General features: G+C 69.4%; 19 protein-coding genes. 13 read left to right on the plus strand and 6 right to left on the minus strand.

All coding sequences use genetic code 11. The annotated features are described in order from the left end of the window. Positions 1–44 precede the first annotated feature (44 nt). Together FFS23_RS07985 and FFS23_RS07990 are read right to left on the minus strand one after the other, a co-directional pair. Positions 45–911, minus strand: coding sequence for a tyrosine-protein phosphatase (locus tag FFS23_RS07985; protein ID WP_137898177.1), 867 nt, complete (start codon positions 909–911; stop codon positions 45–47). Then, positions 911–3364 (minus strand): TonB-dependent receptor, encoded by a 2454-nt coding sequence (locus FFS23_RS07990; RefSeq protein WP_171009421.1) that lies wholly within the window; start codon positions 3362–3364, stop codon positions 911–913. The genes FFS23_RS07985 and FFS23_RS07990 overlap by 1 nt, the downstream gene beginning before the upstream one ends. A gap of 378 nt (positions 3365–3742) precedes the next feature. On the opposite strand from FFS23_RS07990, the gene FFS23_RS07995 reads away from it, so the two are divergent. The 6 genes from FFS23_RS07995 to FFS23_RS08015 all read left to right on the plus strand — a co-directional run bounded on the left by FFS23_RS07995 (position 3743) and on the right by FFS23_RS08015 (position 7831). Next, positions 3743–4111 (plus strand): CsbD family protein, encoded by a 369-nt coding sequence (locus tag FFS23_RS07995; RefSeq protein ID WP_137898179.1) that lies wholly within the window; start codon positions 3743–3745, stop codon positions 4109–4111. 15 nt (positions 4112–4126) lie between these two features. After that, complete coding sequence (locus FFS23_RS08000; protein ID WP_137898220.1) at positions 4127–5656, plus strand: helix-turn-helix transcriptional regulator; 1530 nt, start codon at positions 4127–4129, stop codon at positions 5654–5656. Next, the gene (locus FFS23_RS20065) at positions 5653–5817 is read left to right on the plus strand and encodes a hypothetical protein (protein WP_156143850.1); all 165 of its coding nucleotides are present in this window, start codon (positions 5653–5655) and stop codon (positions 5815–5817) included. Before FFS23_RS08000 ends, FFS23_RS20065 begins: the two co-directional genes overlap by 4 nt. Positions 5818–5841: 24 nt before the next feature. Beyond that, positions 5842–6723, plus strand: coding sequence for a hypothetical protein (locus FFS23_RS08005; RefSeq protein ID WP_137898180.1), 882 nt, complete (start codon positions 5842–5844; stop codon positions 6721–6723). Positions 6724–6947: 224 nt separating this feature from the next. After that, the gene (locus tag FFS23_RS08010; protein WP_038664807.1) at positions 6948–7190 is read left to right on the plus strand and encodes a hypothetical protein; all 243 of its coding nucleotides are present in this window, start codon (positions 6948–6950) and stop codon (positions 7188–7190) included. Further along, complete coding sequence (locus tag FFS23_RS08015; RefSeq protein WP_137898181.1) at positions 7187–7831, plus strand: hypothetical protein; 645 nt, start codon at positions 7187–7189, stop codon at positions 7829–7831. The genes FFS23_RS08010 and FFS23_RS08015 overlap by 4 nt, the downstream gene beginning before the upstream one ends. Here the strand turns inward: FFS23_RS08015 and FFS23_RS08020 are convergent. Next, positions 7747–8820 carry a PLP-dependent cysteine synthase family protein gene (locus FFS23_RS08020; RefSeq protein ID WP_137898182.1) on the minus strand — a complete coding sequence of 358 codons (1074 nt, stop codon included), beginning with the start codon at positions 8818–8820 and terminating at the stop codon, positions 7747–7749. The two genes, FFS23_RS08015 and FFS23_RS08020, sit on opposite strands and share 85 nt — an antisense overlap. 171 nt (positions 8821–8991) lie before the next feature. Between FFS23_RS08020 and FFS23_RS08025 the strand changes: the two genes are divergently transcribed. After that, positions 8992–10260: a dicarboxylate/amino acid:cation symporter gene (locus FFS23_RS08025; RefSeq protein WP_137898183.1), complete on the plus strand. Its 1269-nt coding sequence runs from the start codon at positions 8992–8994 to the stop codon at positions 10258–10260. A gap of 18 nt (positions 10261–10278) precedes the next feature. Here FFS23_RS08025 and FFS23_RS08030 read toward each other — a convergent pair whose 3' ends face one another. After that, positions 10279–10860, minus strand: a complete 582-nt coding sequence (locus tag FFS23_RS08030) for an NADPH-dependent FMN reductase (RefSeq protein WP_137898184.1) — start codon at positions 10858–10860, stop codon at positions 10279–10281. 112 nt (positions 10861–10972) lie between these two features. Here FFS23_RS08030 and FFS23_RS08035 point away from each other — a divergent pair, with 112 nt between their 5' ends. The 5 genes from FFS23_RS08035 (at position 10973) to FFS23_RS08055 (ending at position 17506) form a co-directional block, all read left to right on the plus strand. Then, entirely contained in the window at positions 10973–13126 is a 2154-nt protein-coding gene (locus FFS23_RS08035; protein WP_137898185.1) for a transglycosylase domain-containing protein, read from the plus strand. Between the two features lie 1207 nt (positions 13127–14333). Next, positions 14334–14996 carry a cell wall hydrolase gene (locus FFS23_RS08040; RefSeq protein ID WP_137898186.1) on the plus strand — a complete coding sequence of 221 codons (663 nt, stop codon included), beginning with the start codon at positions 14334–14336 and terminating at the stop codon, positions 14994–14996. Positions 14997–15055: 59 nt separating this feature from the next. Next, a complete protein-coding gene (locus FFS23_RS08045; RefSeq protein WP_038664791.1) occupies positions 15056–15346 on the plus strand; it encodes a hypothetical protein in 291 nt (96 codons plus the stop codon). A 244-nt stretch (positions 15347–15590) separates the two neighbouring features. Further along, the gene (locus tag FFS23_RS08050) at positions 15591–16592 is read left to right on the plus strand and encodes a threonine aldolase family protein (RefSeq protein ID WP_137898187.1); all 1002 of its coding nucleotides are present in this window, start codon (positions 15591–15593) and stop codon (positions 16590–16592) included. Continuing rightward, a complete protein-coding gene (locus FFS23_RS08055; protein WP_137898188.1) occupies positions 16589–17506 on the plus strand; it encodes a DMT family transporter in 918 nt (305 codons plus the stop codon). The genes FFS23_RS08050 and FFS23_RS08055 overlap by 4 nt, the downstream gene beginning before the upstream one ends. On the opposite strand, the gene FFS23_RS08060 is transcribed toward FFS23_RS08055, so the two are convergent. Next, positions 17416–18234 (minus strand): Rossmann-fold NAD(P)-binding domain-containing protein, encoded by an 819-nt coding sequence (locus tag FFS23_RS08060; protein WP_137898189.1) that lies wholly within the window; start codon positions 18232–18234, stop codon positions 17416–17418. The genes FFS23_RS08055 and FFS23_RS08060 overlap by 91 nt on opposite strands. Before the next feature lie 74 nt (positions 18235–18308). After that, positions 18309–19979 (minus strand): M28 family peptidase, encoded by a 1671-nt coding sequence (locus FFS23_RS08065; protein WP_137898190.1) that lies wholly within the window; start codon positions 19977–19979, stop codon positions 18309–18311. Between the two features lie 115 nt (positions 19980–20094). On the opposite strand from FFS23_RS08065, the gene pepN reads away from it, so the two are divergent. After that, positions 20095–22704 (plus strand): aminopeptidase N, encoded by a 2610-nt coding sequence (pepN, locus tag FFS23_RS08070; RefSeq protein ID WP_137898191.1) that lies wholly within the window; start codon positions 20095–20097, stop codon positions 22702–22704. Positions 22705–22859: the final 155 nt, after the last annotated feature.

Genomic DNA, 22859 nt, shown 5'->3' on the forward strand with positions numbered 1-22859 from the left:
CGACTGGCCTGCGTCTGCGGTTCCTTACGCCCTTGGCGCCCCGGTCAATCCAGATAGGCGGTGCGCAGCCGGGCGATGTCCGCCGCCGACAATCCCATCTCATCGCGCAACCAGCCGGTTGCGCCGCCGGGATGCCGGTCGAGCACCGCCAGCGCCGCCTCGATATAACGTCGGTCCGCCGCCGCCAGCGCTGCGGCGACGCTGGGCGGCAGATGCGCCCAGGGCGTGTCGGCCTGCGCCGGGCTGGCGAGCAGCTTGGCGGCATCAAGGTAGCGGTTGGTCAGCAGATAATCGTCGATCACCGTCGCGCGCGGCACGCCGAGCGCGGTGAGCAGCAAGGCGGCGGCGATGCCGGTGCGATCCTTGCCCGCCGAGCAGTTGAACGCGAGCGGGGCATGGCCGGTGAGCAGCTCGGCGAACATTCGGCGATACTGACTGCGGAACTGGACGAGCATTTTGGGATAGCTCGCGGTCATCGCCGCTTGCGCGGCGGTGGCGGTCCAGTCCTTCATAGCACCGGCGGGCAGAAAGTCGCGGGTGTCGAGCAGATAGTCGTCGCTCAGCACCAGCGGCGCGCCCTGCGCGGGCCAATCGACCGGCTCGGCGGCACGCTCACGCGTGTCGCGCAGGTCGCAGACGACGCGGAGGCCGCGCCGCTGCAATTCAGCGTAATCGGCCGCGGTAAGCCCGTGCATCGAACCGGAGCGGTACAACAGCCCCCATTTGACGTGCCGGCCATCAGCGGTGGCATAGCCGCCGAGATCGCGGAAGTTGCGTCCGCCCTGCAACGGCAGCAGCCGTTGGTGCGCCGCCGTGGCCGCGGTCGCGACCGGTTGCGACAGGGCGACCACGGCGCTGCCCGGCAGCAAGGCGAGCAGCGCCAGCGCCACGGCGGAGGGGATGATGCGCATCAGAAGGTCACCTGCACCTGGCCGCCCAGCGTACGCGGCTCGTTGTAGAAGCCCTGCAGGCCGGTGGTGACATACAATGCCTTGTAGAAGACGTGCTGTTCGTCGAACAGATTGCGTGCCCAGACCGATAGCGTCACCTTCGCGTCGCCCTGCCCCATCGCGATATCGGCGAGCGCCAGCGACGTGTTGACGATGAACGCGGCATCGCCCTTCGGCTGGTAGACGTTGCCCGGATTGTTCGCGCCGACATACACCGGGTCGTTGGAATTGGCGTAGAAGCCCGAATCGTAATTGCCGTCGATATGCGCCCGCAGCGTCGCACCGGTCAGCGGCACCTCGAAATCGGCGGCGGCACTGGCCGAGTCGCTCGGCGTGTAGGTCTGGTAGATCGGCACGGCGAGCGTGCTCAGATCGCCCTTGGCATTGGGATAGGGATTCACCGCCGGCGGGATGTGGACATAGGTATGCGCGTAGGAGCCGTGGAGCGTCACCCCGCGCACCGGCATCACCGTCAGCTCGGCCTCGACGCCGTGGATGCCGCCGGTGCCGGGCGCGTTGAGCGTCGAGATCGTCGTCCGCGTCGTCGCGCCGTTCTTGCCGTCGACATAGGGGCGCTGGAAGTCGATCTGGATGTCTTTGTACGTGCCGGCATAGGCCGCGATGTTGAAGCGGGCGTGGCGATCGAAGAATTCGGTCTTGGCGCCGATCTCGAACACCGAGACCGTTTCCGGATTGAAGGCGTCATATTCCTGCGAGCGCGAATTGGCGCCGCCGGATTTATAGCCGGTGCTCCATTTGCCGTAGAGATGCACGTCGCGGGTGGCATCGACGGCAAGATTGACCATCGGATCGACCCGCGACCAGCGCGCGTCGAGCGGCAGTTCGCGCGACACGCCGCGACGGTCGACCGGCAGCTTGCCGTTGACCGTCAGCAGCGTGCCCTGCTTGGCGTCGCGGCTCCAGCGCAGGCCACCGGTCAGGTGGAGGCGATCGTCGAGCGCGGCGGGCGTCCAGGTCGCCTGGCCGAAGGCGCCGACGCTGCTGGTCTTCACATAGCTGGCGCGGTCGATCCGCTGCGCGGTGTAATCGAGCGGCAGCGCCGCATAGTTCGCCACGTCGGTGCGGAAGTTGGGCGGCAGGATCGTATAGGCGGTGCAGGCCGAAGTGGTGCATTGGTTGGTGTAGAAGGCGCGGGCATTGTCCTCGACATGCTCCTGATAATAGAGCGCGCCGGCGACGAACTGCACCTCCGCCACGTCGCCGATCAGCTGCACCTCCTGGCTGAACTGGTTCTGGCGGAAATCGGCGAGGCTGTAGCGCGCGAACGGCAGCGGAATGGTATTGCCAGCGAAATCCTTGCCGACGAAGGTGGCGGTCGACGCCGACAGCGTGCTGGCGGCGGAGCCGTTGTCATATTGGGTCTGGGTCATCGCGCGATAGGCGGTGATCGACTTGACGGTGAGCGCCGACGCCGGGTGATAGGCGAGCGTCAGCTGGTTGCCGCGGACCTTGCCGACGCTGGGCTGCTGCGGGACGCCGACGTTGGCGTCGCGCGCGCGCTGCGGCTGGACGGTGCCGAGCGGCGCCTGCTTGTAGGTGCCGGGCGCGAGCAACTGGAGATAGAGCGGGGTCGAGGCGTCGTAGGAGGTGTCGAACGAATAATCGGCGCTGAAGTCCGCGGTCGGCTTCCACAGCAATTCGTAATGCAGGCCACGCTTGTCATAGGCGTTGAAGCCGTCGGCACCGGTGAGCGGATTGCGCACCAGCGGGCCGCGGTGGCTGACGACCGCATCGATCTTGACCGCAATATCCTGGATCGCGGGCAGGTCGAGATGCACCTCGCCCTTGTAGGCGCCATAATTGCCGATGCCGGCGATCGTGTTGAGATGGTATTCGCCGCTCGGCCGCTTGGTGACGATGTTGACCGCGCCACCTTCGGTGTTGCGGCCGAACAACGTGCCCTGCGGGCCCTTGAGCACCTCGATATTCTCGATGTCGAACAGCGCGGTACCGAGCCCCTGCGCGCGGCCGAGATACACGCCGTCGATATAGACGCCGACGCCCTGGTCGCGTGCCGGCTGGTTGCTGTCGCTGAGCACGCCGACGCCGCGGATGTTGACGATCAGCGCCGAATTGCGTGAGTAGAAGGGCGCGACCTTGAGCGACGGGATCGACCCGTCGCCGAGATCGACGAGCGACACGACATGGCGGTTGGCGAGATCGTCGCCGCTCAGCACGCTGATCGAGATCGGCGTCTTCTGCGCGCTCTGCGGCCGCTTCTCGGCGGTGACGACGATATCGGTGAGCTGGTCGGGCGCGTCCTCCGGGGTCTTGTCGGCGGCGACGACGCTCTTGGGATCGTCCGCGGCGAACGCCGGCGTCGCGATCAAGGTGGAGCAGACGGCGGTCGCGGCGAGCAGCCGCGCCGCAATGGCGGAAGTGGTGAATGACATGACGGAGCCCCCCGTTTCGTAACGAAACATGGCTGCGCGGTGCGATGCGTTCGTTTCGGATGCATGACAGATCGACCGCATTTATGTTGCGATGCGAAATATCTGCCGGGTGGCGCCACCCGCGCCGGCGTCGGTTGGGCGGCCGGATGCGGCCCGATCGGGGGTATAAGACGATCAGCGACCCCCCACAAAGCTACCAGGAACCAACTGGGCTAACGTAGGTTTGTATGTCCAGAACGGTCATACACACGCGACCGTTCGCGAGACTTCCCCAACTCGCCCTGATCCGTTCGGCCGGTCCGATGCCCTTGGGCAGCGGATCGCGGTCGGCCGTCCGCCTTCCGCGCGGGTCGGGCATTGCTCTTCATGGAGATCGAGATGAACACGCACGAATGGCATGGCGGCGCCCGCTACGTCGGCGGCAAGGTCGAGACGGTCGTCGGCGATGCGGTCGACAGCCGCGACTGGCAGGTCGACGGGATCGTCGATCAGGTCGCCGGTGCGGCGGAGAACCTCTACGGCCGCGCCCAGTCGGTCGCCGAGGACGCGATCGATGCCGCGCCGCATCTCGCCGCCAAGGGCCGCGAGGCGGTGACCGACGCCGCCGATCGTGCCGCCGAGGCGGCGCGCCACGGCAAGCGGGTCGTCGCGCGCAGCCTGGACGAGCAGCCGGTGCTGTGGGCCGCCGTCGCCGCGGCCGCGGGCGGCTATGCGCTCGCCTGGCTGATCCACGGCCAGCGCGACTGATCGCGGCGCGTGTCGATGTCCACGTCGCCCAAGAGCCTGCGCGAGACCAATGATCTGCGCCACCTGCGCCAGATCATCGCCGGTCTCGACGAAGGCGTGATCCTGATCGATCCCGATCAGAGCCTGCTCTGGGCGAACGATGCCGCGCTGGCGATGCACGGCGTCGAACGGCTCGATCAGCTCGGCGCGACGGTCGACGATTATCGCGCGCGCTTCCAGCTGCGCTATCGCAACAACCACCGGCTCGCGGCGGACGATTATCCGATCGAGCGGGTGGCGGCCGGCGATTCCTTCTCGGAAGTGGTGGTCGAGGTGACCGTCGCCGGCGAGGAAGACCCGCGCTGGGTGCATCAGGTGCGCAGCCTGGTGCTCAACGATGCCGACGAGGACGTGCCGACCTGCGTCGTGCTGATCGTCCAGGATGTCACCGCGCGCTACGAGGCGGAGGACCGGTTCGAGCAGTCGTTCAACGCCAATCCGGCGCCGGCGGTGATCTGCCGCCTCGCCGACCTGCGCTTCGTCAAGGTCAACCAGGGCTTTCTGGAGATGACCGGGCAGGATCGCGACGCGGTGCTGGGGAAGACCGTCTACGACATCGACGTGCTGCACGGCGCCGACCAGCGCGATCTCGCCAAGCAGCGACTCGCCGAGGGACGGACGATCCCGCAGATGGAGGCCGAGCTGGCGCTGCCCGACGGCGGCACCAAATTGGTCATCGTCGCGGGCCAGCCGATCGATCTCGACGAACGACCCTGCATGCTGTTCACCTTCGCCGACCTCGAACCGCGGCGGCAGGCGGAATCGGCGCTGCGTCACAGCGAGGAGCGATTCACACGCACCTTCCAGCTGGCGCCGGTGCCGATGGCGATCGGCGCGCGCGACGGCCATGTGCTGTGCGAGGTCAACGCCAGCTTCACCGCGCTGACCGGCTATGCCGCCGACGCGATCGTCGGCCGCTCGCTCGCCGACCTCGGCCTGTGGGCGGACGATACGGTGCGCGGCGACGTCGAGGCGGCGATCGCGGATGGCGGCGACCTGCGCAGCCACGAGGCGCGCATCGCGGTGCGCGACGGCGGCGCGATCGACTGCGTCGTCTCGACCGAGACGATCACCATCGGCAACGCCAGCTGCCTGCTATGGGCGTTCCAGGACATCACCCAGCGCAAGGCGACCGAACTCGAACTGGTCGAGGCGATCGAGGCGGTGATGAAGGACACGAGCTGGTTCAGCCGCTCGATCATGGACAAGCTCGCACGGCTGCGCGCGCCGCAGCCGGATGCCGACGGCCCCGGGCTCGATGCGCTCACCGCACGCGAGCGCGAGGTGCTGGCGCTGATCTGCCGCGGGCTCGACGACAAGAGCATCGCGCGGGCGCTCGACGTCTCGGGCAACACCGTGCGCAACCATGTCGCGCGGATCTACGCCAAGATCGGCGTCAACCGCCGGACCGCGGCGGCAGCCTGGGCGCGGGCGCGCGGCTTCGACGACGGCGCGATCGCGCTGCGGTCGATCGCGCGCGGCACGGCGCAGCGAGGTGCCGCATGACCAAGAAGATACCTGCCGATCCGGCGACGCGCGCGGCCAAGGGCGCCGCGCGGGAGACGATCGGCAAGTTGCTCGGCGACGATGCCGAGGTGCGCAAGGGGCGCGCAGAACGGAAAGCGGACGCGACCGGCCCGGCCGGCCGCCCATCCGACGACCGATAACGACAGACGACAACAGGAGTGACTATGGCGACGATAACGACGACCGGAATGACGCCGGCAGAAGAGAATGCGATCCTGCGTGGGCCGAAGCGGCTGTCCTGGGGCGCGATCTTCGCCGGCGTGGTGATCGCGGTGGCGATCCAGCTGGTGCTCGGCATCCTCGGCACCGGGATCGGGCTGACGATGGTCGATCCGGTCGAGGGGACGACGCCCGGCGCCGCCGGCTTCGGCATCGGTGCCGGCATCTATTGGCTGATCACCACGATCGTCGCGCTCGGCGCGGGCGGCTATGCCGCGGCGCGCGTCGGTGGCGCGACCGATCGCTTCGATGCGCTCGTCCACGGCATGGTGGTTTGGGGCGTGACGCTGATCCTGACGCTGTACCTGTTGACCTCGGCGGTCGGCGGGATCATCGGCGGCGCGTTCCGCACCGTCGGTGCGGTCGCCGGCGCCGCCGGTTCGGGCGTCGGTGCGGTCGCACCGCGCGCCGCGGAGGTCGCCGGCGTCGACGAGGGCGACGTGCGTCAGGAGGCCGCCGCCTATCTGTCCGCCGCCCCCGCCGATCCGGCGCAGATGACGCCGGAACAGGCGCAGAAGGAAATCGCCAAGCAGCTGCCCGCGATGGCCCGTGGCGGCACCGGCGGCGCACAGGCCGAAGCCCGCGTCGTCGACATCGTCGCCGCGCAGCGCAAGATCAGCCGTCCCGAGGCGCAGGCCCAGGTGACGCGCGCCAAGGCGGACTTCGTCAAGACCAAGGACAAGGCCGTGGCGACCGCCAAGTCGGCGACCGACACCGCCGCCGGTGCCGCTGCCGGTACCTCGTTCATCATCGTGCTCGCGCTGCTGGTCGGCGCCGGTGCGGCCGGGTTCGGCGCGACGGCGGCCACCCGCCGCCGCCTGCGCTGAGTGTCTGCGGCAGGTCGGCGTTCTTCGACCTGCCGCTCCCCCCTTGTGGGGAAGACACATCGCCGCCGCGGTCCGATCGGACCGCGGCGGCGGCGTCACTTGCTTATCGCGCGGTTCGCGCCCATCTATGGTGTCCGTATAGTCGCATATCGACGTGACGCGCCGGTGCCGACCGCGCCGTTCGCCCTTCCCTGCCTCTCTTCCTACCGCTGACGAGGTGCCCGATGTCCAGCGACGCCACATTCTTCCGCAAGCAGGCCGATCAGGAGCGCAGCAACGCGTCCGAGGCCAATCTGGACAACGTCCGCGACCGCTGCGAGCGCGCCGCGCGTTCGTGGGAAGCGATGGCCGCGCGCGCCGAGCGGACCGAGGCGATGCGCGACCAGCGCGCCGCCGCTACCCGCGCCGCCAGCACCCTCGCCGCATCCGAGGATGCCGAGTCCGATCCGGTCCACAGCGAGGCGTGATCCACACTCGCGTCACGCCGCTGCGGGGGGCAGCGGCGGCGCACGACACCTTGACCCGCGGCGCGACCTTCCTCGCCGCGCTCGCCGAGCGTCCGGTGATCGCCGACGGCTGGCCGCAGGGCCCGCATGCCCGCACCCGCGCGCGCTTCGTCGCCAATTGCCTGCGCGAACTCGATCGGTTCCTCCACGGCCTGCTCGATGAACTCGGTGCGTCGGCGGGCCATGTCGTGCGCGAGGAGCAGCGCAATACTGCCAACAAATTGCGCGACTATGGCGTCCATCCGCTTGCTTCCGGTGCGGACCGGGCGCGCCTGCTCGCGCTCGGCCGTTCCAGCGCCTGCCTGATCCATTGCAACGGCGTCGTGCGCCGCCCCGACGTCGCCGGCGGCAGCATGATGACCGCCGGCTGGCGCGCCGACGTGGGTGACGAACTACGCCGTTACCCGCTGGGGACGCGGCTCGCGCCCGGTCGTACCGAGATCATCGACGTCTGCCGCTTCTACGACCGGCTCGGGCATCGGCTGATGCTCGCGCCGCCGGTGCTGCCGCCGCGCCGTCAGCCCGTGCCGAGGAAGCCACGCATCGCCACCGCCGCGTCGTTCCAGGCGACGCCATGCGTCGCGCACCAGGCGTCGTCATAATAGGTGCAGGCGTAGCGGTCGCCGCCGTCGCAGAGCAGGGTGACGATGCTGCCCTGCTCGCCCGCCGCGGCCATCTCGGCGACGAGCTGCGCACAGGCGTGGAGATTGGTCCCGGTCGAGCCGCCGACCGATCGCCCGAGCGTTTCCGACAGCGCACGCATCGCGCCGAGGCTGGCGGCATCCTCGACCGCGATCATCCGGTCGATCACCGAGGGGATGAAGCTCGGCTCGAGCCGTGGCCGACCGATCCCCTCGACGCGCGACGCACAACCATCGGGTAGCGCGACGACGCCCGGATCGGCGAAATGGCGGTGGAACACCGAATGCACCGGATCGGCGACGCATAACCGGGTCGCATGGCGCTGATAGCGGATGAAGCGGCCGATGGTGGCCGAGGTGCCGCCGGTGCCGGCACCGCACACCACCCAGCGCGGCACCGGATATTCCTCTTCCGCCATCTGCGCGAAGATGCTCTCGGCGATATTGTTGTTGCCGCGCCAGTCGGTCGCGCGCTCGGCATAGGTGAACTGGTCCATATAATGGCCACCGGTTTCCGCGGCGAGCCGCTGCGCGGCGGCATAGACGGTGCGCGGATCGTCGACCGCATGGATCTCGCCGCCGTAGAAGCGGATCGCGTCGAGCTTGGGCGCGGCGGTCTGCGCCGGCACCACCGCGATGAAGCGCAGCCCGAGCATCCGCGCGAAATAGGCTTCCGACACTGCGGTCGACCCCGACGACGCCTCAATCACCGTGGTGCGCGGCCCGATCCACGCGTTGCACAAAGCGTAGAGGAACAGCGAACGCGCCAGCCGATGCTTGAGGCTGCCCGTCGGGTGCGAGCTTTCGTCCTTGAGATACAGCGTGATGCCGGGAAAGCGCGGCAGTTCGAGGCGGATCAGATGGGTATCCGCCGAGCGATTGTAATCCGCCTCGATCCGCCGCACCGCCTCGGTCAGCCAGCGCCGGTCGATTTCCGTTCCATGGGTCATGCGCGGGGGCTTTATACGGGTGAGGCGGAAACGGACAGGGTGGCAACTAGACGACGCGCGCAATCGTGAGGCTCCCGCCCCGACCCCACCTTTACCCACCTCCACCATTTCTTTCGTCGCACCGGCACCCCCCGCTCCCTACATTGCCGCGATGATCAGGACCTTCGCACAGTGACCCGCCCGCCCTTCGGCGTGCAGGTCTTCATCGGCATGGCGGTCGGGCTCGCGCTCGGCTTCGTCGCGCGCAGCTACGCGCTGCCCGGTCTCGCCGAGGGGCTGAAGATCGTCGGCGACATTTTCGTGCAATTGCTGAAGGCGCTGGTCGTCCCGCTCGTCTTCACCGCGATCGTCGCCTCGATCGCCGCGCTGCGCGACCTCAACAATGCCGCGAAGCTCGTCGCCGGCACCTTCCTCTGGTTCGGCCTTTCCGCATTGATCGCGGTGTCGATCGGGCTGACGCTCGGCACATTGCTGCAACCCGGCGCGCATGCCGGGGTCAGCGCCGCCGCCGCGGTGCGCCCCGATACCGCGGGCTCGTGGCTCGACTTCCTGCGCGGGCTGGTGCCGGCCAACATCCTCGGCCTCGAAGCCTCGACCAAATTGACCGACGGCACGGCGAAGACCGGCCTGTCGTTCAACGTCCTCCAGCTGATCGTCGTCGCCATCGCGATCGGCGTCGCCGCGGTGCGGACGGGTGAGGCCGGCGCGCCGTTCCTCGCCTTCAACGCCTCGGCGCTGGCGATCTTCCGCCGCATCCTGCGCTGGGTCGTCCGCCTCACCCCGATCGGCACCGGCGCTTTGCTCGGCAGCGCGATCGTCCGCTACGGCTGGCAGTCGCTGTCGGCGCTCGGCACCTTCGCGGTCGCCATCTATATCGGCCTCGGCCTCGTGCTGTTCGTCGTCTATCCGCTGCTGCTGCTCGCCAACGGCATGAGCCCGAAGCGCTTCTTTGCCACCGCCTGGCCGGCGATCCAATTGGGCTTCGTCTCGCGCTCGTCGATCGCGACGCTGCCCGTCACCGAACAGGTGGTCGAGCGGCTCGGCGTGTCGCGCAGCTATGCCGCCTTCGCGGTGCCGTTCGCGGCGACGACCAAGATGGACGGCTGCGCCGCCATCTATCCCGCGGTTGCGGCGCTGTTCGTCGCGCAATATTACAATATCCCGCTGCACGGCGCGGACTATCTGCTGATCGTGCTCGTTTCGGTGCTCGGCTCGGCGGCGACCGCGGGGCTGACCGGCGCGCTGGTGATGCTGACGCTGACCTTGTCGACGCTCGGCTTGCCGCTGGAGGGCGCCGGGCTATTGCTGGCGATCGACCCGATCCTCGACATGGGCCGGACCGCGGTCAACGTCGCGGGGCAGGCGCTGATTCCGGCGATCGTCGCCAAGCGGCAGGGGCTGCTGGCGGAGACGGTGGCGGCCGAACCGGTCTTCGCCTGATCCCCGGCCCGCGGGGCGTTATGCGACCGCGAGCGGGGCGAAGCGCGCGACCTGCCGGCCGACGATGCCGAGCTGCTCGACCACCGCGGGGTCGCTCGCGCCGCCGTCGGCATCGAACTTGGTGATCTGCGTGTTGATCGCCGCGGCGAAGGGGGTCGGCCAGCCGCGCAGCGCGTGGACGATCGAGCGCAGCGCCGCGATCGTCGAGCCCGTCGCCTGCCAGCCATAGGCCGTCGCGATCAGCCCGACCGGCATGTCGGCGAGATAGGGGCGCGCGTCCTTCGCCGTCTCCTCGAGCAGGTCGAGCGCGTTCTTGACCACGCCCGAGATGCTGCCGTGATAGCCGGGGCTGGCGATGATCACCGCCGAGGCCTGGCGCACGGCGTCGACGAACGCCTCCTCGTCGGCGGTACGGTTGGTCGCGCGCGGGTCGTAGAGCGGCAGGCGGGCCATGTCGGCGCCGCCGAACATCCGCGTACGGAAGCCCTCGCGCTCGGCGGCGTCGAGCGCGATGCGCAGCGCGCGCTCGGTCGACGAGATGCCGCCGATGGTGCCGCCGATGCCGACGACGAGAGGGGGAGAAGCGGGATCGACTGCCATGACGCCTGCGATAGCGCGGCTCGACGGACGGCGCCAGCCAAGGTAAACTTCGCTAACCTCACGCATAGACGCGTGCCCTTGCCTCAGCTGTTTTAGGATTGTAATACACCTCATGGCTGACCGCTGGGACGAGCCGATGCGTCACGAACCCGTCGATACCAATCGCCGCAACTCCATCGGCCGGCGTTACGAGCTGGACGACGAGACGCCGCGCGACCACCGCCTGGGCGGCCGCTTCGACGACTTCATCGACCGCGACGATCCGGCCGGCGGCGACCTGCCGCCGTCGCCGCGCACCCCGCGCAACATCGGTCGCTGGATCGTGCGCGGCATCGGCGTGGGGATCATCCTGCTGGTGATCGCGATCGGCTGGCTCGCGGTCACCGCGCCGCTGAGCCGCTCGCTCAAGCCGCCGACGCCGCCGTCGATCACGCTGACCGCCGACGACGGCACGCCGATCGCGCGGCGCGGCGCGATCATCGGCGCGCCGGTCGACGCGGCCAAGCTGCCCGCGCACGTCACCAATGCGTTCCTGGCGATCGAGGACCGCCGCTTCCGCTCGCATTGGGGGATCGACCCGCGCGGTATCCTGCGCGCCTTCGTCCACAATGTCGGCTCGGGCGGGGTGCGCGAGGGCGGCAGCACGATCACGCAGCAGCTCGCCAAGAACGCCTTCCTCGATTCGGACCGCACCGCCGCGCGCAAGATCCGCGAGGTCATGATCTCCTTCTGGCTCGAGGCATGGCTGAGCAAGGACGAAATCCTGTCGCGCTATCTGTCGAACGTCTATTTCGGCGACAACGTCTATGGCCTGCGCGCCGCGTCGAAACATTATTTCGGCCGCGAGCCCGAGAAGATGAACGTCGGCCAGGCGGCGATGCTCGCCGGGCTGGTCAAGGCGCCGTCGCGGCTGGCGCCGACCAGCAATCTGGAGGGCGCGCGCAAGCGCGAGATGCTGGTGGTGCGCGCGATGGCCGAGGCGGGCTTCATCACCAAGGCCGAGGCCGCCGAGGTCGAGCCGCAGCGCGTGCTGGCGAGCCGCCCGACGCAATTGCCCAGCGGCACCTATTTCGCCGACTGGGTGCTGCCCGACGCGCGCGACCAGGCGGGCGAGATCAAGACCGAGGCGACGGTGAAGACCACGCTCGACCGCCGGCTCCAGAATACCGCCGAGCGCGTCGTGCGGCAGGCGGGGCTGCGGCAGGCGCAGGTCGCGATCGTGGCGATGCGCCGCGACGGCCGCGTCGTCGCGATGGTCGGCGGCAAGGATTACGCCAAGAGCCCGTTCAACCGCGCGACCCAGGCACGCCGCCAGCCCGGCTCGACGTTCAAATTGTTCGTCTATCTCGCCGCGATGCGCGCCGGCATGACGCCGGACACGATGGCCGACGACAGCCGCGTCGAGATCGCCGGCTGGAAGCCGAAGAACGACGACAACCGTTATCTCGGGCCGATCACGTTGCGCCGCGCCTTCGCCCGGTCGAGCAACGTCGTCGCGGCGCGGCTGACGCAGGAGGTCGGCGTGCGCAACGTCATCAAGGCGGCGCGCGACCTCGGCATCTCGACGCCGATCCCCAACGAGGCGACGATCGGGCTCGGCACCGCGGAAGTGTCGCTGCTCGAACTGACCGCGGCCTATGCGGCGGTCGCCAACGGCAAATATCCGGTCCATCCGCGCGGGCTGGAAGACAGCGGCGCGAGCAAGAGCTGGTATCAGTCGCTGACCGGCGGGCCGCGTACGATGCCCGACGGGATCCGCGACCATATGCTCGACCTGCTCGGTTCGTCGCTGCGCGGGACGGGGCGCGCCGCGGTGCTGACGCTGCCCGCCTACGGCAAGACGGGGACGTCGCAGAACAGCCGCGATGCGTGGTTCATCGGCTTCGCCGGCGATCTGGTGGTCGGCGTGTGGGTCGGCAACGACGACAGCTCGCCCAATGCCGGGCTGCACGGCGGCGGCATCCCCGCGCAATTGTGGCGCCAGTTCATGGTCTCCGCGCTCAACATCGCGCCGGTCGTCGCGCCGGTGGTAATCGAGGAGAATGCGATGGACCCCGAGGCGGTCGTCGGCCCCGAGGAGGCGCTCGACGATCCGACGGGCGATATCGCGGCGCCAGAGGGGACGATCGACGGTTTCGGCATGCAGATGAAGATGGGCCGCGACGGCAGCATCAGCATCGCGCCGGGCCGCGACCGCGCGCCGGTCCCGCCGGACGCGCCGCCGCCGCGCGATCGACGGGGCGGCGACGAAGGGGAGGAGGAATAGGGCGGATCGGTATCCAGCTGCCACGGGACGGGTAGCGACGAGAGATATGTTCGCGCGAAGACGCGAAGACGCGAAGGTGTTGCGCTTGCCGCGATAGTCGCCCTGTCCATCATGCGGTTGCGATGACAGGAGCAGGCCACGTCGTGCGGCACGCCTTCGCGTCTTGGCGTGATTTCTCCCTTTTACGCGCATCGTCGCGGTGCCGGATGTCGTTCCCGTCAGCGCCGGCCTATGCCCTTGCGAGGATCGGCATAGAAGATTTGTTCGCGCAGAGGCGCGGAGGCGCGGAGGTGTATCGCGTGGGGCGGCGTGGTCCTGTCTTCGCAATCGCCTGAGGGAAAGGGCCGCGACCGCGGTGAGCGCAACATCTTCGCGTCTTCGCGTCTTCGCGTGATCCCGTTCTTTTTGTCTGATTTCTGCGGGCACTGGGACAATCTCCAGTGTTCCCGCGAACGCGGGAACCCAGGGTCAAGCAGAGCGACGTCCGATCGCGTTCGGGACTCCTGGACTCCCGCCTGCGCGGGAGCACTGGGGTCGAACGGAGGATCGTCGCGATGGGGAATGGTCGCGCCGGGGTGCAGGCCGGTCGTCTAGGCGCGGTTGCGTTCGCCCGGCGCACACCAAGTTTCCGCCGTCACCCCGGAACCAGTCCGTGGTGACGGATTGGAGGGGGAAGCCGATCGAACCTCGCTGCCGCCGCTTTAAGCGGTGACCCTGCCATCTGGAGGGGCGTTGATTCGGCGTGGACGATTGTTCGCGCAGAGGCGCGGAGGCGCGGAGATGTATCGCGTGGGGCTGCGTGGTCCTGTCTTTGCAATCGCCTGAAGGAAAGGGCCGCGACCGCGGTGAACGCAACATCTTCGCGTCTTCGCGTCTTCGCGCGATCCCGTTCTACTTCTTGGGATATCTGCGGGCGCTGGAGCAATCCAGTGTTCCCGCGAACGCGGGAACCCAGGGTCAAGCAGAGCAACGTCCGATCGCGTTCGGGACTCCTGGGCTCCCGCCTGCGCGGGAGCACTGGGGTCGAGGCGGGAACCCCTCTGCGCCTCTACGCCTCTGCGCGAACAAATCTTCTCTTCGCCCTCTCCGTAAGCCGTCCGATCCGGCCAGCGCCCCCGCGATGTCGCCGGACTATGGGTGCGTGCGGCGCGGTTCCGGACCGCAGGCGGGCTGGCATCGGCGGCCGCCTCGGCTAGACGGTCGCGTCATGGCGCAGCGACGCACCTCTTCCCGGCCGCGCGGGCGGCGCAAGGCACACGATCTCGCGTCCGAGCGGTGGTTGCTGCTGCTCGGCGTCGTCGCGGTGGTGATCGTGGTGGCGGGGTCGGTCGGGCCGTGGCGGTTCGCGCTGCCGCCGGCGGCGCAGGTCGCCAAGCCGTTGACGATGGACGAGGCGCGCGCGTCGAACGCCGCGGTGCCGATCGAGACGAAGCGGCGGCTGCGCGCGCTGCCCTATCGCTTCCCAGGCGGCCCGGCGGCGCGCGAGCAGGCGGCGGAATGCCTCGCCACCGCCGCGCTCTACGAAGCCGGCGACGACCGCCGCGGGCAGCAGGCGGTGATCCAGGTGATCCTCAACCGGGTGCGCGCGCCGGGTTTCCCCAAGACGATCTGCGGCGTCGTCTATCAGGGATCGGACCGGACGACGGGCTGCCAATTCTCGTTCACCTGCGACGGATCGTTCGCCCGGCGGCCGGTGCATCTCGGCTGGGGCGCGGCACGGCGCGCGGCGCGGCGGGCGCTCGGCGGCTATGTCTTCGCCGCGGTCGGGCGGGCGACGCATTACCATACCGACTGGATGGTGCCCTATTGGCGCGATACGCTGGTCAAGGTCGGGCGGGTGCGCTCGCACCTGTTCTACGTGCGGCATTAGGGGCGAGCCTTTCGCCCGCCGATCTGGCAAGACCGCCCCCCGCAGCAAGGAAGCAGACGATGGCAAAACGATTCTGGGCGCAGATCATCGAGTTGGACGAAGAGGTCGAGGCGGCGAGCATCCCCGGCGTGACCGATCACGAAAGCGCCGCCGATGCGCTGGTCACCGATTTCGTCGGCGCGATGGGCGGCGAGATCACCAGCGGCGCGGTGCGCGTGTGGATCGAGGGCGGCGCGGCTAAGGTGTACGACTGGAGCGCGGAATTCGACATGCCCGAGGACGCCGATCTCGATGGCGACGAGGATATCGAGGTCGAGGGCGAGATCGTGCTGACCGAGCGGCTGGGGTGATTTGGGGGGGGGCGGTCCCCCGCCATCTCGGCCTTCGTCGGGGAAGTCCGCGAACCTACCCGTGCTCCTGCGGAAGCAGGAGCCCAGGGCCAGGCAGGACAACGGGCTATAGCGTTCCGGACTCCTGGGCTCCTGCGTTCGCAGGAGCACGGGTGGGGTTCCTTCGACGTGTCGGTCGGAGCGGCGGCCATTCGCCCGCCAACGCCGGTTGACGGTGCCCGCCGCGCGCCGCAAGGTTTTCGGCATGCGCTTCTTCTCAGACAATGCCGCGCCGGTGCATCCCAAGGTGATGGCCGCGCTGATGCAGGCCAATATACTCGACACCGCGTATGACGGCGACGCGCGGTCGCAGGCGCTCGACGGGCGGCTGTCCGATCTGTTCGGCACCGAGGTGACCGCCTTGTGGGTGCCGACCGGAACCGCGGCGAACTGCCTCGCGCTCGCCGCCTTGTGCCCGCCGCACGGTGCGGTGGTGTGCCATCGCGACGCGCATATCCAGAACGACGAGGGCGGCGCGCCGGAATTCTACACCCATGGCGCCAAACTCTATCTCGCCGACGGCGAGGGCGCGAAGCTGACCCCCGGCACGATCGCCACGGTGATCGACGCGATCGCCAACGACGTGCATCGCGTCCAGCCGCACGCGATCTCGATCACCAATGCGACCGAATATGGCCGCGTCTACACGCCCGACGAGGTCGCCACGATCGGGGCGCTGGCGCGGACGCGCGGGCTGGGGCTGCATATGGATGGCGCGCGCTTCGCCAATGCGGTGGCGACGCTGGGGTGTTCGCCCGCGGCGGTGACGTGGCAGGCGGGGGTCGACGCGCTGAGCTTCGGCTTCGTCAAGAACGGCGCGATGAGCGCCGAATTGCTCGTCTTCTTCAAGCCCGCGCTTGCCGGGGCGACGCTGTACCGGCGCAAGCGCGCCGGGCTGCTGTTCTCCAAGGGCCGCTATCTCGCCGCGCAGGTGCTGGCGATGCTCGAGGACGATCTGTGGCTCGACAACGCCCGCGCCGCCAATGCGCGCGCGGCGGAGCTGGCGGCGGCGGCGGGGGCGCGGCTGGTCCATCCGGTCGAGGCGAACGAGGTCTTCCTGCAGGCGACGCCCGCAGAGGCGGCGGCATTGCGTGCGCAGGGTTTCGATTTCTATGACTGGGCGGCGGGCGAGATCCGGCTGGTGACGGCGTGGGACAGCCCGGCCGATCAGGTGGCGCGGCTCGCGGCGGCGATCGGGGAGTTGTGAGCGAGGCCGCCGCACCCCGGTCGACGCGGGCGGCGATCCTCGTCCCCTTCGCACTGGTGACGCTGATCTGGGGATCGACCTGGCTGGTGATCCGCGACCAACTGGGCGTGGTGCCGCCGAGCTGGTCGGTGACCTATCGCTTCCTCGTCGCGGGTATCGCGATGACGATCGTCGCCCGGGTCAAGGGCGAACGGTTCGCGCTCGACGGCCGCGGCTGGGCGTTCGCCGCGGCGGTCGGCGTGCTGCAATTCTGCCTCAACTTCAACTTCGTCTATCGCGCCGAACATCATATCACCTCGGGCCTCGTCGCGGTGGTGTTCGCGATCCTGCTGGTGCCCAATGCGCTGTTCGCGCGCCTCCTGCTCGGCCAGCGGATGGGCGGGCAGCTGATCGCGGGATCGGCGGTGGCGATGGCGGGGATCGCCTTGCTGTTCCTGCACGAGGCGCGCAGCGGCCCGGCGGGGACCGCGGCGACGCTGGCCGGGATCGGTTTCACCGGCGTCGCGATCCTCGCCGCGTCGATGGCGAACGTGCTGCAGGCGACGCCGACCGCGAAACGCTATCCGATGATGGCGACGCTGGCGGTGTCGATGCTGATCGGCGCGGGCGTCGACGGACTGGTCGCCTGGTGGCTGACCGGGCCGCCGGTGATCGAAACGCGCGCCGCTTACTGGGCGGGGATCGTCTATCTCGGGCTGTTCGGCTCGGCGGTCGCCTTCCCGCTCTATTACCGGGTGCTGCGGGTGATCGGGCCGGCCAAGGCGGCCTATTCGAGCGTCATCGTGCCGGTGATCGCGATGCTGCTGTCAACGCTGTTCGAGGGCTATCGTTGGTCGCCGCTCGCCGCGGCGGGGGCGGCGCTGACCGGGGTCGGGCTGGTCATCGCGTTGAGGGCGCGCAGGCCGAACCGGTAATCGCGATAGGCGGGACGCCAGCCGAGGATGCGCTTCGCCTTGCCGTTGGCGACGCGGCGGTTCTCGGCATAGAAGCCGCGCGCCATCGGGCTCAGCGTCTCCAGCGCCACCACCGGCGGCGGCGGCAGGCCGAGCAGATGCGCGGCGAAGGCGACGACCTCGTCCTGCGAACAGGGCCGGTCGTCGGCGAGATTGTACGCGCCGGCGGGGGCGTCGCGCGCGGCGAGCACGCCGCCGACGATATCGTCGACATGGACGCGGCTGAACAGCTGATCGGGCAGGCCGATGCGATGCGCCTTGCCCGCGGCGACGCGGTCGAGCGGCGAGCGGCCGGGACCGTAGATGCCGGGCAGGCGGAAGACGCGCGCGCCGCGGGCCAGCCATGCGGCGTCGGCGGCGGCGCGGGCGGCGCGGCGGCCGGAGCCGGTCGGCGCGCTCTCGTCGACCCAGGCGCCGGCGGCGTCGCCGTAGACGCCGGTCGAGGAGAGATAGAATAGCCGGCGGCCGTCGAGCGCATCGCCATAGCGGGCGAGCACCGGGTCGTGCTCGCCCTCCGGCGGCACCGAGGACAGGATGTGCGTCGCCGCGGCGATCGCCGGCCGCACCGCCGCCGCGTCGGCGAAGCGCAGACTGCCGTCGCGGCCGTCGCGCGTCGTGCCCAGCGTCGCGCCGGGCCAGGCGGCGGCGATGCGCGCGGCGGTGTAACCGAGGCCGAAGATCAGGAGCATGGCCTATCCTATCGTTCGGGCCGGGCTTGGCGAAGCCCCGTTTGCCGAAAGCCGTCCTTCGACCGGCTCGGACCCTACCGTGCCATCGGCCCCTTGTAGGTGGTGCCGAAATAATCGCCCTTGTTCCACACCGGCCGCGCGTCGCCGTCGGCGATCTCGCGGGCGATCGCGTAATTGGTCGCAACGAAGCGCACGCCCTGGTCCCACAGGATCGGCTGGGTCAGGTCGTCGCCGGGGCGGTGGTAGCGGTTGGCGAGGAAATCCTCGAACGGCGCCTTGCCCGCGCCCTTGATCCCCGGCCACAGGAAGACCGAGGGGATGCCCTTGCGGACGAAGTTGAAATGGTCCGAGCGGGTGAAGAAGCCCTGTTCGGGCATCGGATCGGGCGACAGGCCGACGCCGACCGCGCCCACCGCCCGCGCCACGATCGGGCCGAGCGTCGAGCGCTGCGCGCCGAAGGCGATCATGTCCTCGAACCGGTAGAGCAGCACCGGCATGTCGAGATTGACGTCGGCAACGATGTCGGCGAGCGGCACGGTCGGGTGATCGACGAAATAGCTCGACCCGATCAGCCCCTTCTCCTCGCCGGTCACCGCGAGGAACATCACGGTGCGGCGCGGCGGCTTGCCGCTGGCGGTGAAGCGTCTGGCTTCCTCGATCAGGCTGGCGATGCCGATCGCATTGTCGAGCGCACCGTTGTTGATCCGGTCGCCCTCCCCGCCCGCGCTGACGCCGATATGGTCGAGATGCGCCGAGAGGATCACCACCTCCTTCGCGAGCACCGGATCGGCGCCGGGCACGACGCCAATGACGTTGCTGCTCGCGCCCGGGGTGAAGGCGGTGTGCGTCGTCGCCGACAGCGTGCCGGACAGCGACAGCGGCGTATAAGCGGGTTTGTCCGCTTTGGCCTGCGCGGCGATCTTGCTCCACGCAACGCTGCCGAAGAGCTTCGTCGCGCCGGCCTGGCTGAGCGTGCCGAGCACCGGCGTGGTCGGTGCGGGGCTGGTGCCGGTGCCCGCCGGCGTCGCCCAGGTGGTGCGTGGATTGGCGTAGCCGCTCGCCGAGAACGGCCGCTGGCGCGCGGCGGGGCGCGGCGATTCGAGCATGACGATGCCGATGGCGCCATGCGCCGCGGCGATCTGCGCCTTGGTCGCGGCGGCGGCGAAATAGGCGCGTTCCTCGCCCGCGAACGTGCCCGGCGCGCCGGCGAAGATCGCGACGATCCGGCCGCGCGCGTCGATGCCGGCATAATCGTCGACGCCATATTGCGGCGCGACGATGCCGCGGCCGGCGAAGACGACGGGCGCGGCCACCTGCGTCTCGGCACGCGCCGGATTGGCGGCGGGAATATAGTCCGTGCCGAAGACCAAAGGCTGCGCTTTGCCGCCGGATGCGGTCCACGCCATCGTCCCCTCGTCCGCCGCCTTGTAGACGACGAGCGGCACCGTCTGCAGATAGCCGCCCGCATCGCCGGCGGGGCGCAGGCCGACGGCATAGAATTGCGCCGCGACATATTGCGCGGCGATATCGAATTCGGGGCTGCCCGCCTCGCGCCCCTTCATCGCATCCGAGGCGAGGAACAGGACGTGCGCCTTCATCGCCGCCTGATCGGCGGGCAGCGCCCGGTTGAGCAGCGCATTGGCCTGCGCGGCGGCCGTGTTGGCCTGCGTGGCGGGCGTAGAGGTCTGCGCCGGTGCGGACGCGGCGAGGGTCAGCGCGGCGAGCGCGCCAAGAGTACGGATCATGCAGGGGTCCTGACGTGGGTGACGGGACAGCGTATCAGCGCCTCGGTCCAGCACAAGGCTGATCCCGGCCGGAGGAATAACTGGCAGCGGGCGTCGGCGTTCTTATAAAGGGTGGATGCTCGACGCCCTCAACGCCATCGCCCAGCCCGCTCCCGCCGCGACCGGTGCGATCAGCCGCCACGATTATCGCCCGCCCGCCTGGCTGGTGCCGGAGACGCGGCTGGTGTTCGACCTCGATCCCGCCGCGACGCGGGTCACCGCGACGCTGTCGGTGACGCGCAACGACGCCAGCGGCGATCCGTTGCGGCTCGACGGCGCCGGCCAGCGCCCGCTCGCGGTGCGCGTCGACGGCGTCGCCACCGACGATTGGCGGATCGAGGGCGAGCAGCTCGTCGTTCCGCTCGCCGGCGACGCGCATATGATCGAGACCGAGGTGGAGATCGCACCCGAGCGCAACACGCAGCTGATGGGCCTCTATGCCAGCGGCGGCATCCTGTGCACGCAATGCGAGGCGGAGGGCTTCCGCCGCATCACCTATTTCCCCGACCGGCCCGACGTGCTGAGCCGCTATGCGGTACGGATGGTCGCCGATGCGGCGCGCTATCCGGTGCTGCTCGCCAATGGCGATCCGGTCGCGGCGGGCAAGCTCGACGACGGCCGGCATTGGGCGGAATGGAACGACCCCTTCCCCAAGCCCTCCTATCTGTTCGCGCTGGTCGCCGGCGACCTCGCAGTCAATCGCGGCCAGTTCACCACGCAATCGGGCCGCAGCGTCGACCTCGGCATCTGGGTGCGCGCCGGCGACGTCGAGAAGACGCGGCATGCGCTCCACGCGCTCGAGCTGGCGATGGCGTGGGACGAGCGCGTCTACGGCCGCGAATACGACCTCGACGTGTTCAACATCGTCGCGGTCGACGATTTCAACTTCGGCGCGATGGAGAACAAGGGGCTGAACATCTTCAACAGCCGCTACATCCTCGCCGATCCCGACACCGCCACCGATTATGATTACGACGCGATCGCGGCGGTGGTGGCGCACGAATATTTCCACAATTGGTCGGGCAATCGCATCACCTGCCGCGACTGGTTCCAGCTCAGCCTCAAGGAAGGCTTCACCGTCTATCGCGACCAGGGCTTCTCCGCGGATCAGGGCTCGGCGGCGGTCAAGCGGATCGAGGACGTGCGCGGCCTGCGCGCCGCGCAATTCCCCGAGGATGCCGGCCCGCTCGCGCATCCGGTGCGCCCCGAGAGCTATATCGAGATCGGCAATTTTTACACGGCGACGATCTACAACAAGGGCGCCGAGCTGATCCGCATGATGGCGACGATCCTTGGCCCGCAGGCGTTCCGCGCCGCCACCGACCTCTATTTCACCCGCTTCGACGGCACCGCCGCGACCTGCGAGGATTTCGTCGCCTGCATGGAGGAGGCGAGCGGCCGCGATCTGACCCAGTTCCGCTTGTGGTACAGCCAGGCGGGCACGCCGCGCGTCGCCGCCAGCCTGTCGCATCAAGCCGGCGACGGCCGCGCGACCTTGCGCCTCGCGCAGCACGTGCCGGCGACGCCGGGCCAGCCCGACAAGCAGCCGATGGTGCTGCCGCTGCGCATCCGCGTGTTCGGCGCGGAGACCGGCCGCGCGCTCGGCGACGAGCAACTGGTGCTGCTCGACGAGGCGGCGAGCACGATCGTGTTCGACGGCATCACCGAACGGCCGGTGCTGTCGGTCAACCGCGGCTTCTCGGCACCGGTGATCATCGAGAGCGACCGGTCGGCCGCCGACCTCGCCTTCCTCAGCGCGCACGACGACGATCCCTTCGCGCGCTACGAGGCGATGCAGCAATTGATGCTCGACACTTTGGTGGCGACGACGATCGAGGGGCGGCCCGACAATGACGCGGTGATCACTGCGGTCGCCAACACGCTCGACGACCGCACGCTCGATCCGGCGTTCGTCGCCGAGGCGGTGCTGCTGCCGTCGGAGGGGTTCATCGGCGACCAGCTCGCGATGGTCGATCCCGAGGCGATCTTCCGCGCGCGCGAAGGGCTGCGCCGGGCGCTCGGGCTGCGCCTCGCCGACCGGTGGCGCGACGCCTACGAGCGCGCGCCGGACGGCCCCTATGTCTACAGCCCGGCGGCGAAGGGCCATCGCCGGCTGCGCAGCGTCGCGCTCGGCTATATCGCGGCGAGCGGCGCCGATGACGCCGCGACAATCGCCTTCCGCCAGTTCGAGCGTGCCGACAATATGACCGACCGGCAGGGTGCGCTCGGCACGCTCGCCAACGGCTATTCGGACGAGCGCGAGGCGGCGCTCGACATCTTCTACCATCGCTATGCCGGCAACTCGCTGGTGATCGACAAATGGTTCCAGACGCAGGCGCTGTCGTCGCGCGACGACACCGGGCGGCTGGTCGCCGACCTCGCCCGGCATCCCGATTTCACCCTCGCCAATCCCAATCGCGCCCGCGCGCTGGTCGGTGCGTTCGGGGCGAACCAGCGGGCGTTCAACGCGGCGGACGGTTCGGGCTATCGCTTCCTCGCCGACCAGCTCATCGCGCTCGACAAGCTCAATCCGCAAACCGCGGCGAAGCTGCTGCCGCCGCTGGCACGGTGGCGGCGTTTCGATTCGGATCGCGCGGCGCTGATGCGCGGCGCGCTGGAGCGGATCGTCGCGACGCCGGGCCTGTCGAAGGACGTGTTCGAACAGGCGTCGAAGAGCCTGGGGTAATTCGGCCAGCCCCGCGTCGCTCTGCGCCGCGGGGTGCGGCCGGGTTTCGGGCCATTCCGCTGCGCGCGCCAGCCGGCGGAATGAGCCGAGACCTATGGGGACGTCGGCTCTGCCACGCGATCCTTGCAGTGTTCCTGCGAAAGCAGGAACCCAGG

This window comes from Sphingomonas sp. 2SG (assembly GCF_005503285.1).
Taxonomy (GTDB): domain Bacteria; phylum Pseudomonadota; class Alphaproteobacteria; order Sphingomonadales; family Sphingomonadaceae; genus Sphingomonas; species Sphingomonas taxi.

Coding starts and splice junctions, on each gene's coding strand:
- FFS23_RS07985 (WP_137898177.1), bottom strand. CDS start 911: ATGCGCATCATCCCCTCCGCCGTGGCGCTGGCGCTGCTCGCCTTGCTG.
- FFS23_RS07990 (WP_171009421.1), bottom strand. CDS start 3,364: ATGTCATTCACCACTTCCGCCATTGCGGCGCGGCTGCTCGCCGCGACC.
- FFS23_RS07995 (WP_137898179.1), top strand. CDS start 3,743: ATGAACACGCACGAATGGCATGGCGGCGCCCGCTACGTCGGCGGCAAG.
- FFS23_RS08000 (WP_137898220.1), top strand. CDS start 4,127: ATGTCCACGTCGCCCAAGAGCCTGCGCGAGACCAATGATCTGCGCCAC.
- FFS23_RS20065 (WP_156143850.1), top strand. CDS start 5,653: ATGACCAAGAAGATACCTGCCGATCCGGCGACGCGCGCGGCCAAGGGC.
- FFS23_RS08005 (WP_137898180.1), top strand. CDS start 5,842: ATGGCGACGATAACGACGACCGGAATGACGCCGGCAGAAGAGAATGCG.
- FFS23_RS08010 (WP_038664807.1), top strand. CDS start 6,948: ATGTCCAGCGACGCCACATTCTTCCGCAAGCAGGCCGATCAGGAGCGC.
- FFS23_RS08020 (WP_137898182.1), bottom strand. CDS start 8,820: ATGACCCATGGAACGGAAATCGACCGGCGCTGGCTGACCGAGGCGGTG.
- FFS23_RS08030 (WP_137898184.1), bottom strand. CDS start 10,860: ATGGCAGTCGATCCCGCTTCTCCCCCTCTCGTCGTCGGCATCGGCGGC.
- FFS23_RS08035 (WP_137898185.1), top strand. CDS start 10,973: ATGGCTGACCGCTGGGACGAGCCGATGCGTCACGAACCCGTCGATACC.
- FFS23_RS08040 (WP_137898186.1), top strand. CDS start 14,334: ATGGCGCAGCGACGCACCTCTTCCCGGCCGCGCGGGCGGCGCAAGGCA.
- FFS23_RS08045 (WP_038664791.1), top strand. CDS start 15,056: ATGGCAAAACGATTCTGGGCGCAGATCATCGAGTTGGACGAAGAGGTC.
- FFS23_RS08050 (WP_137898187.1), top strand. CDS start 15,591: ATGCGCTTCTTCTCAGACAATGCCGCGCCGGTGCATCCCAAGGTGATG.
- FFS23_RS08060 (WP_137898189.1), bottom strand. CDS start 18,234: ATGCTCCTGATCTTCGGCCTCGGTTACACCGCCGCGCGCATCGCCGCC.
- FFS23_RS08065 (WP_137898190.1), bottom strand. CDS start 19,979: ATGATCCGTACTCTTGGCGCGCTCGCCGCGCTGACCCTCGCCGCGTCC.
- pepN (WP_137898191.1), top strand. CDS start 20,095: ATGCTCGACGCCCTCAACGCCATCGCCCAGCCCGCTCCCGCCGCGACC.